At 71.6% G+C, this 16,677-nt stretch carries 16 protein-coding genes; 12 read left to right on the top strand and 4 right to left on the bottom strand.

Annotation, left to right across the window (positions count from 1 at the left end):
• Nucleotides 1–421: 421 nt before the first annotated feature.
• A complete protein-coding gene (locus tag AAFF41_RS30805) occupies nucleotides 422–1,183 on the top strand; it encodes a ferritin-like fold-containing protein (RefSeq protein ID WP_082416308.1) in 762 nt (253 codons plus the stop codon).
• Nucleotides 1,184–1,265: 82 nt separating this feature from the next.
• On the opposite strand, the gene AAFF41_RS30810 is transcribed toward AAFF41_RS30805, so the two are convergent.
• The 4 genes from AAFF41_RS30810 to AAFF41_RS30825 all read right to left on the bottom strand — a co-directional run bounded on the left by AAFF41_RS30810 (nucleotide 1,266) and on the right by AAFF41_RS30825 (nucleotide 3,210).
• Nucleotides 1,266–1,535 (bottom strand): hypothetical protein, encoded by a 270-nt coding sequence (locus AAFF41_RS30810; RefSeq protein WP_054228201.1) that lies wholly within the window; start codon nucleotides 1,533–1,535, stop codon nucleotides 1,266–1,268.
• Between the two features lie 216 nt (nucleotides 1,536–1,751).
• Nucleotides 1,752–1,979 (bottom strand): DUF3107 domain-containing protein, encoded by a 228-nt coding sequence (locus AAFF41_RS30815; RefSeq protein WP_028801993.1) that lies wholly within the window; start codon nucleotides 1,977–1,979, stop codon nucleotides 1,752–1,754.
• A gap of 169 nt (nucleotides 1,980–2,148) precedes the next feature.
• Entirely contained in the window at nucleotides 2,149–2,790 is a 642-nt protein-coding gene (locus AAFF41_RS30820) for a TetR/AcrR family transcriptional regulator (protein ID WP_054228200.1), read from the bottom strand.
• Between the two features lie 198 nt (nucleotides 2,791–2,988).
• Nucleotides 2,989–3,210, bottom strand: coding sequence for a hypothetical protein (locus AAFF41_RS30825; RefSeq protein ID WP_067368536.1), 222 nt, complete (start codon nucleotides 3,208–3,210; stop codon nucleotides 2,989–2,991).
• A gap of 201 nt (nucleotides 3,211–3,411) precedes the next feature.
• Here AAFF41_RS30825 and AAFF41_RS30830 point away from each other — a divergent pair, with 201 nt between their 5' ends.
• The 11 genes from AAFF41_RS30830 to AAFF41_RS30880 all read left to right on the top strand — a co-directional run bounded on the left by AAFF41_RS30830 (nucleotide 3,412) and on the right by AAFF41_RS30880 (nucleotide 16,665).
• Complete coding sequence (locus AAFF41_RS30830) at nucleotides 3,412–4,401, top strand: alpha/beta fold hydrolase (RefSeq protein ID WP_319746558.1); 990 nt, start codon at nucleotides 3,412–3,414, stop codon at nucleotides 4,399–4,401.
• Nucleotides 4,402–4,727: 326 nt separating this feature from the next.
• Complete coding sequence (locus tag AAFF41_RS30835) at nucleotides 4,728–5,984, top strand: DUF3152 domain-containing protein (RefSeq protein WP_425526175.1); 1,257 nt, start codon at nucleotides 4,728–4,730, stop codon at nucleotides 5,982–5,984.
• Nucleotides 5,985–6,052: 68 nt separating this feature from the next.
• Nucleotides 6,053–6,145 (top strand): Ms4533A family Cys-rich leader peptide, encoded by a 93-nt coding sequence (locus tag AAFF41_RS30840; RefSeq protein WP_319746554.1) that lies wholly within the window; start codon nucleotides 6,053–6,055, stop codon nucleotides 6,143–6,145.
• Nucleotides 6,146–6,327: 182 nt separating this feature from the next.
• Nucleotides 6,328–8,046 carry an ABC transporter substrate-binding protein gene (locus tag AAFF41_RS30845; RefSeq protein WP_343324960.1) on the top strand — a complete coding sequence of 573 codons (1,719 nt, stop codon included), beginning with the start codon at nucleotides 6,328–6,330 and terminating at the stop codon, nucleotides 8,044–8,046.
• Between the two features lie 4 nt (nucleotides 8,047–8,050).
• Nucleotides 8,051–9,130, top strand: coding sequence for an ABC transporter permease (locus AAFF41_RS30850; protein ID WP_343324961.1), 1,080 nt, complete (start codon nucleotides 8,051–8,053; stop codon nucleotides 9,128–9,130).
• Nucleotides 9,127–10,125: an ABC transporter permease gene (locus tag AAFF41_RS30855; protein ID WP_067368552.1), complete on the top strand. Its 999-nt coding sequence runs from the start codon at nucleotides 9,127–9,129 to the stop codon at nucleotides 10,123–10,125. Before AAFF41_RS30850 ends, AAFF41_RS30855 begins: the two co-directional genes overlap by 4 nt.
• Nucleotides 10,122–11,702 (top strand): ABC transporter ATP-binding protein, encoded by a 1,581-nt coding sequence (locus AAFF41_RS30860; RefSeq protein ID WP_319746548.1) that lies wholly within the window; start codon nucleotides 10,122–10,124, stop codon nucleotides 11,700–11,702. Before AAFF41_RS30855 ends, AAFF41_RS30860 begins: the two co-directional genes overlap by 4 nt.
• Before the next feature lie 189 nt (nucleotides 11,703–11,891).
• Nucleotides 11,892–13,634, top strand: a complete 1,743-nt coding sequence (locus AAFF41_RS30865; RefSeq protein WP_319746546.1) for a DUF3492 domain-containing protein — start codon at nucleotides 11,892–11,894, stop codon at nucleotides 13,632–13,634.
• Nucleotides 13,634–14,812 carry a hypothetical protein gene (locus AAFF41_RS30870; RefSeq protein WP_343324962.1) on the top strand — a complete coding sequence of 393 codons (1,179 nt, stop codon included), beginning with the start codon at nucleotides 13,634–13,636 and terminating at the stop codon, nucleotides 14,810–14,812. The genes AAFF41_RS30865 and AAFF41_RS30870 overlap by 1 nt, the downstream gene beginning before the upstream one ends.
• Nucleotides 14,813–14,968: 156 nt before the next feature.
• Nucleotides 14,969–15,928, top strand: a complete 960-nt coding sequence (locus tag AAFF41_RS30875) for an NAD-dependent epimerase/dehydratase family protein (RefSeq protein WP_054228192.1) — start codon at nucleotides 14,969–14,971, stop codon at nucleotides 15,926–15,928.
• Complete coding sequence (locus tag AAFF41_RS30880) at nucleotides 15,916–16,665, top strand: spherulation-specific family 4 protein (protein ID WP_343324963.1); 750 nt, start codon at nucleotides 15,916–15,918, stop codon at nucleotides 16,663–16,665. Before AAFF41_RS30875 ends, AAFF41_RS30880 begins: the two co-directional genes overlap by 13 nt.
• Nucleotides 16,666–16,677 lie beyond the last annotated feature (12 nt).

Below are 16,677 nucleotides of genomic sequence, written 5' to 3' on the forward strand. Positions count from 1 at the left end.
CGTCTCGGGAAGGATTCCGAGCTCTCGGAAAGTCGTAGTCAGGGTGCTGCCTCTTCTGTGTACGCGGCGCGAGGCGAGCGCGGGGGTCGTGTCGGGGACCGTGCCGGGGACGTCGGCCGCTCTTGACGGGCTGGCCGAGTGGCATGGGACCACTGCCGACGCTCGAGCTCTCGTACCGCTGAGGGTTCCCTCCGGATGTCGTACGCAATGTGCCGTACGGACGAGGAGGGCTGTCGGGTCGGAGCCGATCGGGCCACCGACCGGGCATCCTCATTCGTGCGGCCCGTCGAATACTCGCCGGGCGCATTACCACCATACCCCGGAATCGCGCATATGCGATGGCCGATTTGGTCACGTAGTCGTCGTCACACTGATTGACCAGGGACTTCCCTGGTGCGTTGAGCGGGCTATTGTGCGCTTCATGACGACGCCTGACAACGCCGCTGACCGGTCCGCCGAGGCCACCGACAAGACCACCCCCGCGGCCACCGGAGTCGCCGCGCAGAACTGGGACACGGCCGCCGCCGACCCCCAGTACCGCGCCGCGGTCGTGGACCTGCTCGGAGCGCTCGCTTACGGCGAGTTGGCGGCGTTCGAGCGGCTCGCGGAGGACGCCAAGCTGGCCCCGACGCTCAGTGACAAGGCCGAGCTGGCGAAGATGGCGTCGGCCGAGTTCCACCACTTCGAGCGGCTGCGGGACCGGCTCGCCTCGGTCGGCGCGGAGCCGACCGAGGCGATGGAACCGTTCGTCGCCGCGCTCGACGGCTTCCACCGGCAGACGGCTCCCTCGGACTGGCTGGAGGGCCTCGTCAAGGCGTTCGTCGGCGACTCGATCGCCAGCGACTTCTACCGTGAGGTCGCCGCGCGCCTCGACGCCGACACGCGCGGGCTCGTGCTCAGCGTCCTCGACGACACCGGGCACGCGAGCTTCGCCGTCGAGAAGGTGCGCGCCGCCATCGACGCGGACCCGCGCGTGGGCGGTCGGCTCGCGCTGTGGGCGCGGCGGCTGATGGGCGAGGCGCTGTCGCAGTCGCAGCGGGTCGTCGCGGACCGTGACGCGCTGTCGACGATGCTCGTGGGCGGTGTGGCGGACGGGTTCGACCTCGCGGAGGTCGGCCGGATGTTCTCGCGGATCACCGAGGCCCACACCAAGCGGATGGCGGCACTGGGCCTGGCGGCCTAGACCCGGTTTCCTCGGTTTCCTTGGTTCCCTTGGTTCCCTTGGTGCTTGTCGGCCTCAGGAGTTTTGCCGTCGCCCGCTTCGGTCACGCCGTCGCCGAGCGGCGGCGAAATCTTTCCGCGGGGCGCAGCAGAAGCGACAGCAGCGCGGCGGAGACGATCACGGCGCCGGCGAGGATGACCAGGAAGTGACCGGAGCCCAGGGCCGTGTGCGTCAGGAAGGCCCCGAACAGGGCTCCGGCGACACCGGTCGACAGGACCAGGCCGCGGCTCGGCAGACGGTGCGGCAGTCGGTACGCCGCCCCCCATGCCAGCGCGAGACCGAGCATCGCGGCGCCGAGCGCTTCCAAGAACATGGTGGGGGTCCCTCCCGCACGGCCGGTGCAAATCGGTCGTAGCGGGTCTACCCCCGAGGTGCGGAACGCAATCCTCCCCTGTGGATGTGCTGTGCTCCATCCGTGGTGGTGAGACCAGGGGTACGGGCCCGGCGCGACGCGCGCGGAGGATGCGGTTCCGCGCATGCGAAGGGGGCCCGGCGACAGTGTCACCGGGCCCCCTTTCGCTCGCCTGAACTACAGCGCGCTGAATCCCACCTTGCGCTGCGTGGGCTCGCCGAGCTCCACGTACGCGAGGCGGTCGGCCGGAACCAGGACCTTGCGGCCGTGGTCGTCCACGAGGCTCAGCAGCTGCGACTTGCCGGCCAGCGCCTCGGACACCGCGCGCTCGACCTCTTCCGGGGTCTGACCGCTCTCCAGAACGATCTCGCGGGGCGCGTGCTGCACGCCGATCTTGACCTCCACGGCTTTGTCCCTCCGACGGTCAGTCATGTGCGCGTCTCTCCGCGCCGTACGCTGCACACATTAGCCCGGTGAGGGGACGTGCACGTTCCGGCCGAGAACGCCAAGAGCGAACAGCGGACGGGAACAAAGACACGGTCGGGGCGGTCGGGCGTGAGGCGTCGGGCGTGAGTCAGTGGTGATCGGTGCCGTGCAGCGGGAACCCCGCGATACCCCGCCAGGCCAGTGACGTCAGCAGCTGCACCGCCTGGTCGCGCGGGACGCTGCGGTCGCTGTGCAGCCAGGAGCGGGCCACCACCTGTGCGAGGCCGCCCAGGCCCGAGGCGAGGAGCATCGACTCGGCGCGCGAGAGACCGGTGTCCTCCGCGATGACCTCGCAGATCGCCTCCGCGCACTCGTGCGTGACCTTGTCGACGCGCTCGCGGACCGCGGGCTCGTTCGTCAGGTCGGACTCGAAGACGAGCCGGAAGGCACCGCCGTCGTCCTCGACGTACGCGAAGTAGGCGTCCATCGTGGCGCGGACGCGCAGCGAGTTGTCCGTGGTGGACGCGAGCGCCGTCCGCACCGCATGCAGCAGGGACTCGCAGTGCTGGTCCAGCAGCGCGAGGTAGAGGTCGAGCTTGCCCGGGAAGTGCTGGTAGAGAACCGGCTTGCTGACGCCCGCGCGCTCGGCGATGTCGTCCATGGCGGCCGAGTGATACCCCTGCGCAACGAATACTTCCTGGGCGGCGCCGAGGAGCTGGTTGCGTCGGGCACGGCGCGGCAGGCGAGTGCCCCGCGGGCGTGCCGCCTCTGTCTGCTCGATGGCTGTCACGCCGCCTCCCAAAATTGTCCACATGCGGTGTGCGCCGCGCCGCCATCGTACTTTTCGGTAACCCCACTGTGCGCGGTGCGAGCGCAGAATTTCACGGACCGGACGCGTGCGATAACGACACAGAGGGTGACGAACGGGGCGAGAAGGGCGTGAAGCCGCGCCGGATACCGCTGGTCGGCGGGGTCCGGTCACATGGGGTCATCCCCTGTAGTCGTCCTCGTTGAGTCGGACGACCCTGGCCTGCTCGGCGAGGTCGGCCTCGTTGGCGTTGAGGGGGTCACCGGGGGGTTCGGGGTCGATGTCGTCCACCGGATCCAGTTCGCTGAGCTGCTCGGCGAGGTCCGCCTCCGGGGCTTCCGGGTCAAGGATCTCCCGGAACCGGTCGTTGAAGGTCTCGGGGTCTGTCGGGTCGACTGTCATGATTCCTCTTCCCGAGCGGTGCGAGTGCGCTCCTGATGTACGGATCCCTGGGTGCGGATCCCTGGGTAGGGATCCTGGTGTACGTACGAGTGCCCTCGATCGAAGCCTAGGAGACACCCGATCGAGGCGCTAGACGATCCGCGCACGATCTGTGACAGCGAACACATGAACCACTGCGTGATCGTCTCGTAACATTGCCGCATGTCTTCGACCGAGCTGCCCGCCGTGCTGGCCACCACCGTCACGCCGAGGGTCGGGACCGTCCGGGTCGCGGAGGGGGAGCGTCTGCGATCGGTCGGGCTGCCCGGGATCACCCTGACCGTGCGTTCGAGACCGCCCGCGCGAGAGGGACTGCCGGCCGCCCTGTACGTCCATGGACTGGGCGGTTCGTCGCAGAACTGGTCGGCGCTGATGCCGCTGCTCGACGGGCTCGTGGACAGCGAGGCGGTCGATCTGCCCGGCTTCGGGGACTCGCCGCCGCCCGACGACGGCAACTACTCGGTGACCGGGCACGCGCGCGCGGTCATCCGTTATCTCGACGCGGCCGAGCGTGGCCCCGTGCACCTCTTCGGGAACTCGCTCGGCGGAGCGGTCGCCACGCGCGTCGCCGCGGTACGGCCCGACCTGGTCGAGACGCTCACCCTGATCTCGCCCGCGCTCCCGGAGATCCGCGCGCAGCGCACCGCGTGGCCGACGGCGCTGCTCTCGGTGCCGGGTGTGGCGCGGCTGTTCACCCGGCTCACCAAGGACTGGAGTGCCGAGCAGCGCGTTCGCGGGGTCATGGCGCTCTGTTACGGCGATCCCGGCATGGTGACGCCCGAGGGGTTCCGCGACGCGGTCGAGGAGATGGAGCGGCGGCTCGCGCTGCCCTACTTCTGGGACGCCATGGCGCGTTCGTCGCGCGGTCTGGTGAACGCGTACACGCTGGGCGGCCAGCACGGGCTGTGGCGCCAGGCCGAGCGGGTGCTCGCGCCGACGCTGCTCGTCTACGGCGGCCGTGACCAGCTCGTCGCGTACCGTATGGCCCGACGCGCGGCGCGCGCCTTCCGCGACTCCCGGCTGCTGTCGCTGCCGGACGCGGGGCATGTCGCGATGATGGAGTATCCGGAGACGGTGGCCTCGGCGTTCCGCGAACTCCTCGCGGAAACGGGCGAGTTGACCTCCCCGGCCGGTGCGGACGCGGGGAGCTGAGGCGGGGCGTGGGACGTCACAGTCGCCGGGGGCGGGCCGGTAGGAGCGACACGGGGGAGATGCCGAGGGTTCCGGCACCCGGTGCCGCACCGGGCACGGCTCAAGGGATGGCGCCGGGTACGGGCCCTGCGGCGACCTCGCCGCAGGGGGCCACGCGCGGCCCCCTGGGCCCACAACCACCAGGACCTCGACGCCCCACACCGACCGGCACTCCCCGCCCCCAAGTGGGGACTCCGGTGCAGGGTGTTCCGCGTCTTCCGGACGGGACTCCGGCGCACGGTTTCCCGCGTCTTCCTGATGGGACTCCGGCGCACGGTTTCCCGCGGATGGCGAGCGGGGCGCCGGTGCAGGGTGTTCCGCGTCTTCCGGACGGGACTCCGGCGCACGGTTTCCCGCGTCTTCCTGAGGGCACGCCGGCCCACGGTGTTCCGCGGTTCGCCGATGGCACCCCCGCGCGTGGTGTGCCCCAGGCGCGTGCGGGGCACCCCGAGCAGCGTGAACCCGGCGGTGGCTGGGGCGCGTTCAGGGGTGGCCCGCGGACGGCGGGGACCACGGACGGCGGGCCGCAGGCCATGCCGCAGGGGGCGCCGCAAGGCATGCCCCAGGGGGCACCCGGACCGCGGATCCCCCGGCAGCGGCAGGAGACCGATGCCGGGCTCGGGCCCGGCCCGGGGCTCCGGCAGGCCTACGTGGACGCCTTCGACGAGAGCGAGGGCAGCGGCGGCGAGGGGCCGGGGACCGACGAGTCGGGGACCGAGGAGGCGGAGAAGGGCAAGGGCGCCAAGGGGCGGGCGTTCACCGGAATCGCCGCGGCCGCCGTCACCACCGTGCTCGCCGTGGTGGTGGCGGGACAGGTGGCCGCCGGGCGGCACGACGCCACCGCGCAGACGCAGTCCGCCGCCGGTGGCGGACTGGACGCCCGCGCGTCCGCCTCGCCCGGGGACACCGGGTCGACCCCGTCCGTGACGCCGAGCGCGACACCGCTGACGTACGACCAGAAGATGGCGGTGAGGTACCCGCTCAGTGCCACCCTCAAGGCCTCGGGGAAGTTCGACGCCGTCCCCGGGTTCGACAAGGCGCCCGGAAAGGGTCAGAAGTACACATACCGGGTGGACGTGGAGAAGGGCCTCGGCCTCGACGTCGCCCTCTTCGCGCAGGCAGTCCAGAAGACGCTGAACGACAAACGGAGTTGGGCCCACAACGGCGCCCGTACCTTCGAGCGGATCTCCTCCGGCAAGCCCGACTTCGTGATCACGCTGGCGAGTCCCGGCACCACCGCCGAGTGGTGCGCCAAGTCCGGGCTGGACACGACCGAGGACAACGTGTCGTGCGACTCGGCCTCCACCGAGCGCGTGATGATCAACGCGTACCGCTGGGCGCAGGGCTCCAAGACCTACGGTGACGCGATTCACCCGTACCGGCAGATGCTCATCAACCACGAGGTCGGCCACCGCCTCGGATACGGCCATGTCACCTGCGACAAGGACGGCGAGCTCGCGCCCGTCATGCAGCAGCAGACGAAGTTCCTCGACCATGACGGAATTCACTGCCGGGCCAACCCCTGGCCCTACCCTGGGAGTTGACGGAGGGTTCGCGGGGGGCCACTGGGGCCACGTTGACATGCTCCGAAAGTTCGTTCATATTTCTGCGCATGTGGTCTAGTCATGTCGTCCGTCGCGCCGCCATCGAGCTGGCGCTGATCGGCGTGACCGCGCTCTGCGTCGCAGACATCCACTGTCGCTGACGCCCGCCCTTGGCGTGTGCGTCGTGCTTCCGCTTCCGTCGTGACCGTGGGTGACCTTTTTCTGGTCCCTGGTTCTCCGACTTCGCGACCTCTTTTCGACGACCTGACGCCGGGGCAGACGTCCGTTCACTTCCGTCTCACTCCTCGTCAATCTGTCTCATCATTCGAGAGGTCGTCTTCCGATGCGTCAACCGTCCGTCATAGCCCGCCGCGTGGCCGCGGCATCCGTCACCCTGGTCGTGGCAGCGGGCGCGGCCGCCTGCGGGCCGAAGGACAACGATGCCAAGGGCGCCGGTGGCGACTCCAAGCCGCAGAAGGGAGGCACGCTCACCGTCCTCAACGCGAGTCCGCAGGAGGACTTCGACCCGGCGCGCCTCTACACCTCCGGCGGCGGCAACGTCCCCTCCCTCGTCTTCCGTACGCTGACCACGCGCAACCGCGAGAGCGGGGCCGCCGGCGCCAAGGTCGTCCCCGATCTCGCCACCGACACCGGCCGCCCGAGCGAGAACGCGACCGTGTGGACGTACACCCTGAAGAAGGGCCTCAAGTACGAGGACGGTACGCCGATCACCTCCGCCGACATCAAGTACGGCATCGAGCGTTCCTTCGCGGCCGAGCTCTCCGGCGGCGCGCCCTACCTGCGGGACTGGCTCATCGGCGGAGCCGACTACCAGGGGCCGTACAAGGACAAGAAGGGCCTCGCCTCGATCGAGACCCCGGACGACCTGACCCTCGTCTTCCACCTGAACAAGCCCGAGGGCGAGTTCCCCTACCTCGCCACGCAGACCCAGTTCACGCCGGTCCCGAAGGCCAAGGACAACGGCACGAAGTACGAGGAGCACCCGATCTCCTCCGGTCCGTACAAGGTCGTCAAGAACGAGAACGACGGCGAGCGGATCACCCTGGAGCGCAACCCGTACTGGTCCGCGGCGACCGACGCCGAGCGCAAGGCCTACCCGGACAAGATCGACGTACGGTCGGGCCTGGACTCCTCCGTGATCAACCAGCGGCTGTCCGCGTCCCAGGGGGCGGATGCCACCGCCGTCACCACGGACACCAACCTCGGCCCGGCCGAGCTCGCCAAGGTGACGGGTGACAAGGCGCTGGCGGCACGCGTCGGCACCGGCCACTTCGGCTACACCAACTACATCGCCTTCAACCCGAAGGTGAAGCCGTTCGACGACCCGAAGGTGCGGCAGGCGATCGCGTACGCCGTCGACCGTTCGTCGGTGATCAACGCGGCCGGTGGTTCGTCGCTGGCCGAGGCCGCGACCACGTATCTGCCGAATCAGAAGTCCTTCGGCTACACGCCCTACGACCAGTTCCCGGCGGGCGCGTCCGGCAACCCGGCGAAGGCCAAGGAGCTGCTGAAGGAGGCCGGTCACCCGAACGGGATCACCGTCACCCTCACGCACTCCAACGACAAGAACTTCGAGACCAGCCCGGAGATCGCGACCGCCCTCCAGGACGCCCTGAAGAAGGCCGGCATCACGGTCAAGCTCCAGGGCCTGGAGGACAACGACTACCGGGACAAGATCCACGGCGTGAAGACCGAGCCCGGCTTCTTCCTCGCCCACTGGGGTGCCGACTGGCCTTCCGGCGGCCCGTTCCTGGCCCCGATCTTCGACGGCCGCCAGATCGTCAAGGACGGCGCGAACTTCAACACCGGCTTCCTCGACGACAAGTCCGTCAATGACGAGATCGACGCGATCAACAAGTTGACGAATCTTGACGAGGCCGCCAAGCGCTGGGGCGCACTGGACAAGAAGATCGGCCAGCAGGCCCTGACCGTGCCGCTGTTCCACCCCGTCTACAAGCGCCTGTACGGCAGCGCGGTCAAGAACATCGTGATCAGCGACTGGACCGGCGTGCTGGACATCTCCCAGGTCGCGGTGAAGTAGCGCTGTGAGCGAGGCAATCGTCGCCTCTCAGGCCCCCGGGACGGACCTCGTGTCCGTCCCGGGGGCCTCGGGGGCCCGTCAGTTCTGGCGGCGGCTGCGCACGCAGCGCGCCGCCCTCGTCGCGGCGGGCGTCGTCGCGCTGCTCGTCCTGCTCGCGCTCGCCGCCCCGCTTCTCACCGCGATCGAGGGCCAGGACCCGACCACCTACCACCCGTCCCTCATCGACTCGGCGCGCGGTGGTGTGCCCGTGGGCTCGTTCGGCGGCGTCAGCGGCGACCACTGGCTCGGCGTCGAACCGCAGACCGGCCGCGACCTCTTCGCCCGGCTCGTGTACGGCGCCCGGGTCTCGCTGGGAGTCGCGCTGGGGGCGACCGTCGTACAGGTCCTCGTCGGTGTCGTGGTGGGCGTCGCGGCCGCACTCGGCAACCGATGGATCGATCAACTGTTGAGCCGGATCACCGACATCTTCGTCGCGATGCCCTTGATGATCATGTCGCTGGCCCTGCTGGCGATCGTGCCCAGCAGCTTCCCGCGGCCCCTGCTGGTCGCGCTCGTCATCGGCCTGATCGCCTGGGGCAACACCGCGAAGATCGTGCGCGCCCAGACCCTCACCCTCAAGGGGCTGGACTACGTCTCCGCCGCGCGGCTCAGCGGCTGGAACACGTGGCGCATCGCCCGCCGCGAACTCCTGCCCGGACTGGCCGCCCCCGTCATCACCTACGCCGCGCTCCTCGTGCCGATGAACATCTCCGCCGAGGCCGCGCTGTCCTTCCTCGGCGTCGGAGTGAAACCCCCGACGCCGTCCTGGGGGCAGATGCTCACGGCCGCCAACGTCTGGTACCAGGCGGCCCCGCAGTACCTGCTGCTGCCCGCCGGGGCGCTCTTGGTGACCGTGCTGGCCCTGACCGTCCTCGGCGACGGCGTCCGCACGGCCCTGGACCCACGCGCCGCCTCGCGCCTGCGCGTCGGCACGGGCCGCAAACGGGAGGCCAAGGCGGCCGCGGACTCCAAGAAGGCCGCGGCGGACGCGAGCGCCGAGAAGGCCGCGGTGGACGCGAGCACCAATAAGGAGGCCAAGGCATGAGCGGCTTCGGAGGATTCGTCCTGCGCCGCGCCGTCGGCACCGTGATCACCCTGCTCGCCATCTCGGTGATCGTCTACGTGGTGTTCTACGCCACCCCCGGCAACGTCGCCCAGATCACCTGCGGCCCGCGCTGCTCTCCGGAACAAGTGCACCAGGTCGCCCAGCAGTTGAGGCTCGACGACCCGCTGTACGTGCGCTACTGGCACTTCCTGCAGGGCATCCTCGTCGGGCAGGACTTCTCCACCGGCACCTCGGTGGAGCACTGCTCGGCGCCCTGCCTCGGCCTGTCGTACCAGGGCGACACCCAGGTCACCCAGCTGATCCTGGCGAAGCTGCCGGTCAGCCTGTCCCTGGTGTTCGGCGCGATGGTGCTGTGGCTGATCCTCGGCGTCGGCACCGGCATCCTCTCCGCGTGGCGGCGCGGTCGGCTCACCGAGCGCGTGCTGACCGGCATCACCCTCGCGGGCGTCGCCACACCGGTCTTCGTGATCGGCCTGGTGCTCATGATCGTCGTCTGCGGCCAGCTGCAACTGCTGCCCTTCCCGCAGTACGTCGGCCTCACCGACGATCCCGAACAGTGGGCCTGGAACCTGCTGCTGCCCTGGCTCTCCCTCGCCCTCATCGAAGCCGCCGCGTTCGCCCGGCTGACCAGGGCCGCGATGCTGGAGACCCTCGCCGAGGACCACATCCGGACCTTCCGGGCGTACGGCGTCGGTGAGCGGTCGATCATCGGGCGGCACGCGCTGCGCGGGGCGTTCGCGCCGATCATCGCGCTGAACGCCAACAACGTCGGCTCGGCGGTCGGCGGCGCGGTGCTCACCGAGACGCTCTTCGGACTGCCCGGCATCGGACAGGAGCTGGTGCACGCGGTGAACGTCGTCGACCTGCCGGTGGTCGTCGGCATGGTCCTGGTCATCGGCTTCTTCGTGGTCATCGCCAACGCCGTCGCGGACGTGCTGTACGCGGTGGCCGACCGACGGGTGGTGCTCGTATGAGCTTGGTGGAAGTCACCGACCTGACGGTCGGGTTCGGATCGCTGCGCGCCGTCGACGGCCTGTCCTTCCGGCTGGCGAAGGGCGCCGCGCTGGGCCTGGTCGGTGAGTCCGGCTCGGGCAAGTCCACGGTCGCCTCGGCCCTCCTGGGGCTGCACCGCGGCACGGGAGCCGACGTCGGCGGCTCGGTGCGCGTGGCCGGCATCGACGTACAGGAGGCGTCCGACGCCGAACTGCGGCGGCTGCGCGGCGGGAAGGCCGCCATGGTCTTCCAGGACCCCCTGTCGTCCCTCGACCCGTACTACGCGGTCGGCGACCAGATCGCCGAGGTGTACCGGGTGCACGTGAAGACCTCCCGGCGTGCCGCACGCGCGCGTGCCGTCGAGGTGCTCGACCGCGTCGGCATCCCGGACGCCGCGCGCCGGGCGCGCTCCCGCCCGCACGAGTTCAGCGGCGGTATGCGCCAGCGCGCGCTGATCGCGATGGCGCTGGCCTGCGAACCCGACCTGCTGATCGCCGACGAGCCGACCACGGCCCTCGACGTGACCGTCCAGGCCCAGATCCTCGACCTGCTGCACACCCTGCGCGAGGAGACCGGAATGGGCCTGCTCCTCGTCACGCACGACGTGGGCGTCGCCGCCGAGAGCGTCGACGAGATCCTGGTCATGCGGCACGGGCGGGCCGTCGAGCACGGCCTCGTCGGTGCCGTCCTCGGGGCGCCCGCGCAGGCGTACACCCAAGAGCTCCTCGGTGCGGTGCCCCGTGTGGACGCGCCGCGCACCGCCTCCGCGGTGACGGAGGAGGTCGTTCTCGAGGCGAGCGGCCTGCGGCGCGAATTCGGGCGCGGGAAGAAGGCGTTCGCGGCCGTCGACGACGTGTCGCTGACGATCCACCGGGGCGAGACCCTCGGAATCGTGGGCGAGAGCGGCAGCGGCAAGACCACCCTGGGACGGATGCTCGTGGGGCTGCTGGAGCCCACGGCGGGGGAGATCAAGCCCGGCGGAGGCGTGCGCCCGGACGTCCAGATGGTCTTCCAGGACCCCGTCTCCTCCCTCAACCCGCGCCGCAGCGTGGGCGAGTCGATCGCCGATCCGCTGCGCGCGCAGGGGGAACGGGACGAGGCGCGCATTCGGGGGCGCGTACGGGAACTGTTGGAGCGTGTGGGGCTCGAAGCGGCGCACTACGACCGCTACCCGCACGAGTTCAGCGGCGGACAGCGCCAGCGTGTGGGCATCGCCCGGGCGCTCGCCGCCGATCCACGTGTCATCGTCTGCGACGAACCGGTCTCCGCGCTCGACGTGACCACCCAGGCCCAGGTGATCGCCCTGCTCGCCGAACTGCAGCGGGAACTCGGGCTCGCGCTCGTGTTCGTGGCGCACGACCTCGCGGTGGTCCGCCAGGTCAGCGACCGGGTCGCGGTGATGCGACGCGGCCGGATCGTCGAGTACGGGCCCGCCGACGAGGTGTACGAGTCGCCGCGCGACCCGTACACCAAGCAGCTGCTGGCCGCCGTACCGGCGTTGGATCCGGAGGTCGCGGCGCAGCGACGGACGGCTCGGAGGCAGCTGACGGCGGTGTGATGCAACGTGACTGGTTGATCTCGTAGCGCGACGGAACGCGACCCGCACGGGAAAGTTACGACCGTTCACCCCTTTTGGTGGCGCGATGGACAACCGTCCGTCGCGCCACCGCCATGTGCGCATACGTTCTTCCCGCTGCGAGCCGCCGGGTCAACGGCGGCTCCCCATAGGGAGATCGGGGGTGCACTGGTGCGCATCGGACTGCTTACGGAGGGTGGCTATCCGTATGTGAGCGGTGACGCCAGACTCTGGTGCGACCGGCTCGTGCGCGGGCTCGGGCAGCACGAGTTCGACATCTACGCGCTCAGTCGCAGCGAGCGGCAGGAGGACGAGGGCTGGATCCAGCTGCCGCCGCAGGTCAGCCGGGTGCGGACGGCTCCGCTGTGGACGGCCGAGGACGACGGCGTGGTACACGGGCGACGGGCGCGCCGGCGGTTCGCCGAGTGCTTCGGGGAGTTGGCGGCGGCGGTGTGTACCGCGCCCGCGGTCCTCGACGGATCGGAGGTCTCTGGCGGTGTGACGGCGTCGGAGGCCTCTCGCGGAGTGGTGGCGGACCGTTTCGGCAGTGCGCTGTACGGCCTCGCGGAACTGGCCCGCGACGAGGGCGGGCTGGTCGGGGCGCTGCGCTCCGAGGGGGCCGTGCGCGCCCTGGAGCGCGCCTGCCGTGCGCCCGGCGCATTGCGCGCCGCGCGTACCGCGCGTGTGCCCGACCTGCTGTGCGTCGCCGCTCACGTCGAGCGCGCGCTGCGCCCCCTCTCGCTGGACTGGTACGAGGACGACGGGCTCGGCTCGGTCGACCTCTGCCACGCGGCGGCCGGCGGCGAGGCCGCTCTGCCCGGCCTGCTCGCCCTGCACTTCGCCGGGGTGCCCCTGCTGGTGACGGAGTACGGCGTGCAGCTGCGGGCGCACTACCTCGCCTCCTCCGCCGCCGAGGAGTCCCCCGCGGTACGGGCGCTGCTCGCGGCCTTCCACGGCGCGCTGGCCGCCGAGGTCTACCGCCGGGCCGCGCTCATCACGCCCGGCAACACCCACGCGCGCCGCTGGCAGGAGCGCTGCGGCGCCGACCGCGCCAAACTGCGCACCGTCTACCCCGGCATGGAGGCCGCCCGCTTCGCGGAGGTGGGCGAGCGGGCCGACGGCTCCGGGTGCGTGGCCCCGGACACCCTGGTCTGGGTCGGCCGCATCGAACCGGCCAAGGACCTGATCTCACTGCTGCACTCCTTCGCCGAGGTCCGCAAGGAGGCACCGAAGACGCGGCTGCGGATCGTCGGCGCGCCCGCCGACGGGCCGGAGGGCGCGCCGTACCTGGCCCACTGCAAGGCGCTGGCCGCTCAACTCTTCCCCGACGAGGCGGAGGGCGTGCACGCGGTCGGCGACAACCCGGTGTCTTTCGAGGAGATCGGCGGCCCGGAGGTCCCGAGCCTCGCGGAGGCGTACGCGTCCGGCGCCGTGGTCGTCCTCTCCAGCGTCGTCGAAGGCTTCCCGATCAGCCTGGTCGAGGCCATGTTCTGCGGCCGTGCCACCGTGTCCACGGACGTCGGCGCGGTCGTCGAAGTCATCGGCGGTACGGGGCTGGTGGTGCCGCCGCGCAATCCGCGGGCGCTCGCCGAGGCGTGCGTAGCACTGCTGCGCGACCCCGAACGGCGTGCGCGCCTGGGCGCGGCGGCCCGCGCGCGAGCCCTCGAACTCTTCACGGTCGAGCAGAACATCACGGCATTTCACGGCATTTACCTGGAGATCGTCTCGCGTGCGCCGGTCCGGCGGCTCGTCGTGGACGACGCGGGGGATCCCCTGCCGTTCGGCGTGCCGGCCGAGGCCCACGTACCCGGTCGCTGGACCGAGGCCCGCCTCATGGCCATGGGACGCCCGCGCTGGGCGGCGGGGGCGCCGGTGCGTGCCACAGTTCCGCTGCCCGCGGGGGAGGGCGCGTGATGAGCGACCTCGTACGGGACGGCTCGGGTGCTGCGCGCGGCGACGCCGGGGGCGATCCGGGGAGTGCCTCGGGGGGCGCGCGCACGTCCCTCGGCGGTGGTCGCCGCGGTGCCGTGGACCCCGTGAAGGCGCTGATGCACCGGCATCGTGAACTCTGCGAGCGTGCCGTCGACCCCCTGGAGATCGCGGCGGGCCTGGAGGCACACGGGGTGACCGACCGCACGGCCGCACGGTTCCGGCACCGGGACGTGTTCTCGCTGGCCGAGGAGATGTACGCGCGCGCGGCCCGCGACTCGGACCCGGCGCCGCGGCCCGCGGCCCCCGAACACCCCGGCGCGCGCGCCGACTGGGCCGTGCTCTCCCTGCTACCGGGCGCGCTGTGCGCGGCGACCGTGGCCGGGCTGCGGCTCACCGAAGGGCAGCCGCGCCTCGCGGTCGCCGCCGGCGGCACCCTCGCGGTGACGCTCGGCCTGCGTGCCGCGCTGCGCCGAGGTCCCCTCGGCACCACGCACCGCACGACGAGCGGCACCCTTGCCTGGACCTGCTGGCTGATCGCGTACGCCCTGCTCGGCGACGGACTGCTGAGCGTCGGCATCGAAGGCGGCCCCGACGGCCCGTGGCCCCCCGCCACCGCACCCGTGCTGGCCCTCGCCCTGGCGTGCGCCCCCGCGGTCTGGTGCGCCCACCTCTTCACTGCGGGCGCCCGCCGCAAACTGACCACGAGCCGAGGACTGGAGGAGTTCGCCGTCTCCGTGCGGCCCCTGCTCCTGGGAGTCTTCGCCCTCTTCCTCTGCGCCCTGGGCGCGCTGCTCGCACTGTGCCGGGCGGCGCCGAGCGACGGCGCCTACAACGGGCCCGGCGCGTACGTCGGAGCGGGCGCCCTCGGCGCGCTGCTCCTGCTCGCGCGCCTGCTCACGACGCGCGGCTTCACCCACGCCCCGGCCGTCGTCCTCGGCGCCGCGGGCGCGGCCGAAGTGACCGCCCTCACCACGGTCTTCGCGGCCCGCCTGCCCGGCTGCTCGTTCGTCGCCACCCCCGTCGAGACCGTCGCCGACGCCTGGGGTCCGGGTGCCGTCCCGGCCCTGGTGTGCGGCGCGGCGGCGCTCGTCCTCCTGATTCACGCGACCCGCACCCTGACCCGGGCCTCGGCCCACGCCACACCGGGCGGGACGCCATGAGCCGCGACCGGCGCCCGAGGGTCCAGCCCTCGTGCCGGGCGCACCCTCCCGCGGGGCCGACACCGCGGGCGCTCCGTCCGACACACGGCACCACCCCGAAGGAGAACGCCAGATGATCACCTCCCGAACCGGAGAATCCGCCCCGGGAGCCGCCCGATGAGGGTCCTGCTGATCGGAGCCAACGGATACCTCGGCCGTTTCGTCGCCGACAGACTGCTCGCCGATCCGGCCGTGCAGCTCACCGCCCTCGGCCGGGGCGACGACGCCGACGTACGGTTCGACCTCGCCTCGGGCAGCCCCGGCGCCCTCACCCGCTTCCTGGACGCGGTGCACCCCGGGGTCGTCATCAACTGCGCGGGCGCCACCCGCGGCGGAGCCCGCGAACTGACCCGGCACAACACCGTCGCCGTCGCCACCGTCTGCGAGGCCCTGCGCCGCAGCGGCTGCGGTGCCCGCCTGGTGCAGATCGGCTGCGGCGCCGAGTACGGGCCCAGCCAGCCCGGCTCCTCCACGGCCGAGGACGCCGTACCGCGCCCCGGCGGCCCGTACGGCGTCAGCAAGCTCGCCGCCACCGAACTGGTCCTCGGTTCCGGCCTCGACGCCGTCGTCCTGCGCGTCTTCTCGCCCGCGGGCCCCGGCACCCCCGCCGGATCCCCGCTCGGCCGCCTCGCCGAGGCCCTGCGCCGCGCCATGCAGTCCGGCGACGGCGAACTCAAACTCGGCGGACTCGGCGTCCAGCGCGACTTCATCGACGTCCGCGATGTCGCCCGCGCCGTGCACGCCGCCTCGCTCTCCGCCGCGCAGGGCGTCATCAACATCGGCTCGGGCCGCGCCGTCCGCCTGCGCGACGCCGCCGCCGTCCTCGCCCGCGTGGCCGGCTACGGAGGCACGCTGCACGAACTCGACGGCCCACCCGGACCGATGAGGTCGGCCATCGGCCATCCCCGCACCGAAGCGGATCACGGGGCGCCGGTCGCGTACCCCTACCCGGACGGCTGCGGCAGCTGGCAGCAGGCCGATGTGCGCACCGCACGCGACCGGCTCGGCTGGCGGCCCCGGATCAACCTCGAGGAATCCCTCGCCGATATCTGGATGGAGGCGGCATGCCGCATCTGACCAGCGCCGCGACGGACATCGCGAGCACGGACTTAAGGGTCGGCCTCGGCGTCCCCGGCTATGCGCACCCCCTCGTCGCTCCGGCCGAGTGGGGCGAACTCACCCGCCCCGGGACCCCCGTGCACTGGGCCGTCCTGAACGTGGCCAACGGTCCCGGCATCCGCCCCGACCCGCACTGCCTGGAGGCCGCCGGCCGACTCCGCAACGCGGGTGTGCGCGTCCTGGGGCACCTGGACGTGACGTACGGCGCACGCGCCTTCGCCGAGGTGATCTCCGACGCACACCGGTATCTCGACTGGTACCGGGTCGGTGGCTTCCTCCTGCACCGCTGCCCCACCGAGCGCGCCGCGCTCCCCGAGGTCCGCCGGGCGGCCACCGCGCTGCGCACGCTCCTCGACGACGCGCACCTCGTCTTCGGTCACGGCACCCACCCCTACCCCGGCTATGCCGAAAGCGCCGACCAACTGGTGACCTTCTCCGGCACCTGGAGCGATTACCGCTGGTCGCAGGTGGCCGAGTGGACCGCCGACTATCCGCCCGAGCGCTTCTGCCACTTCGTGCACGGGGTACCGCGCGGTCATCTCGACGAAGCGCTGCGCATCGCCCGCTGGCAGGGCGCCGCGACGATCTACTTCACCGACCGCACGGATCACGGTGGACGGGCCGACCCCTGGGAGACGATGCCCGGCTACTGGGACGAGATCGTCTCGCGGATCGGAACGGGTGTCTCGGAATGAAGAAGGGCGTGG

Source organism: Streptomyces mirabilis (genome assembly GCF_039503195.1).
Lineage (GTDB): Bacteria > Actinomycetota > Actinomycetes > Streptomycetales > Streptomycetaceae > Streptomyces > Streptomyces mirabilis_D.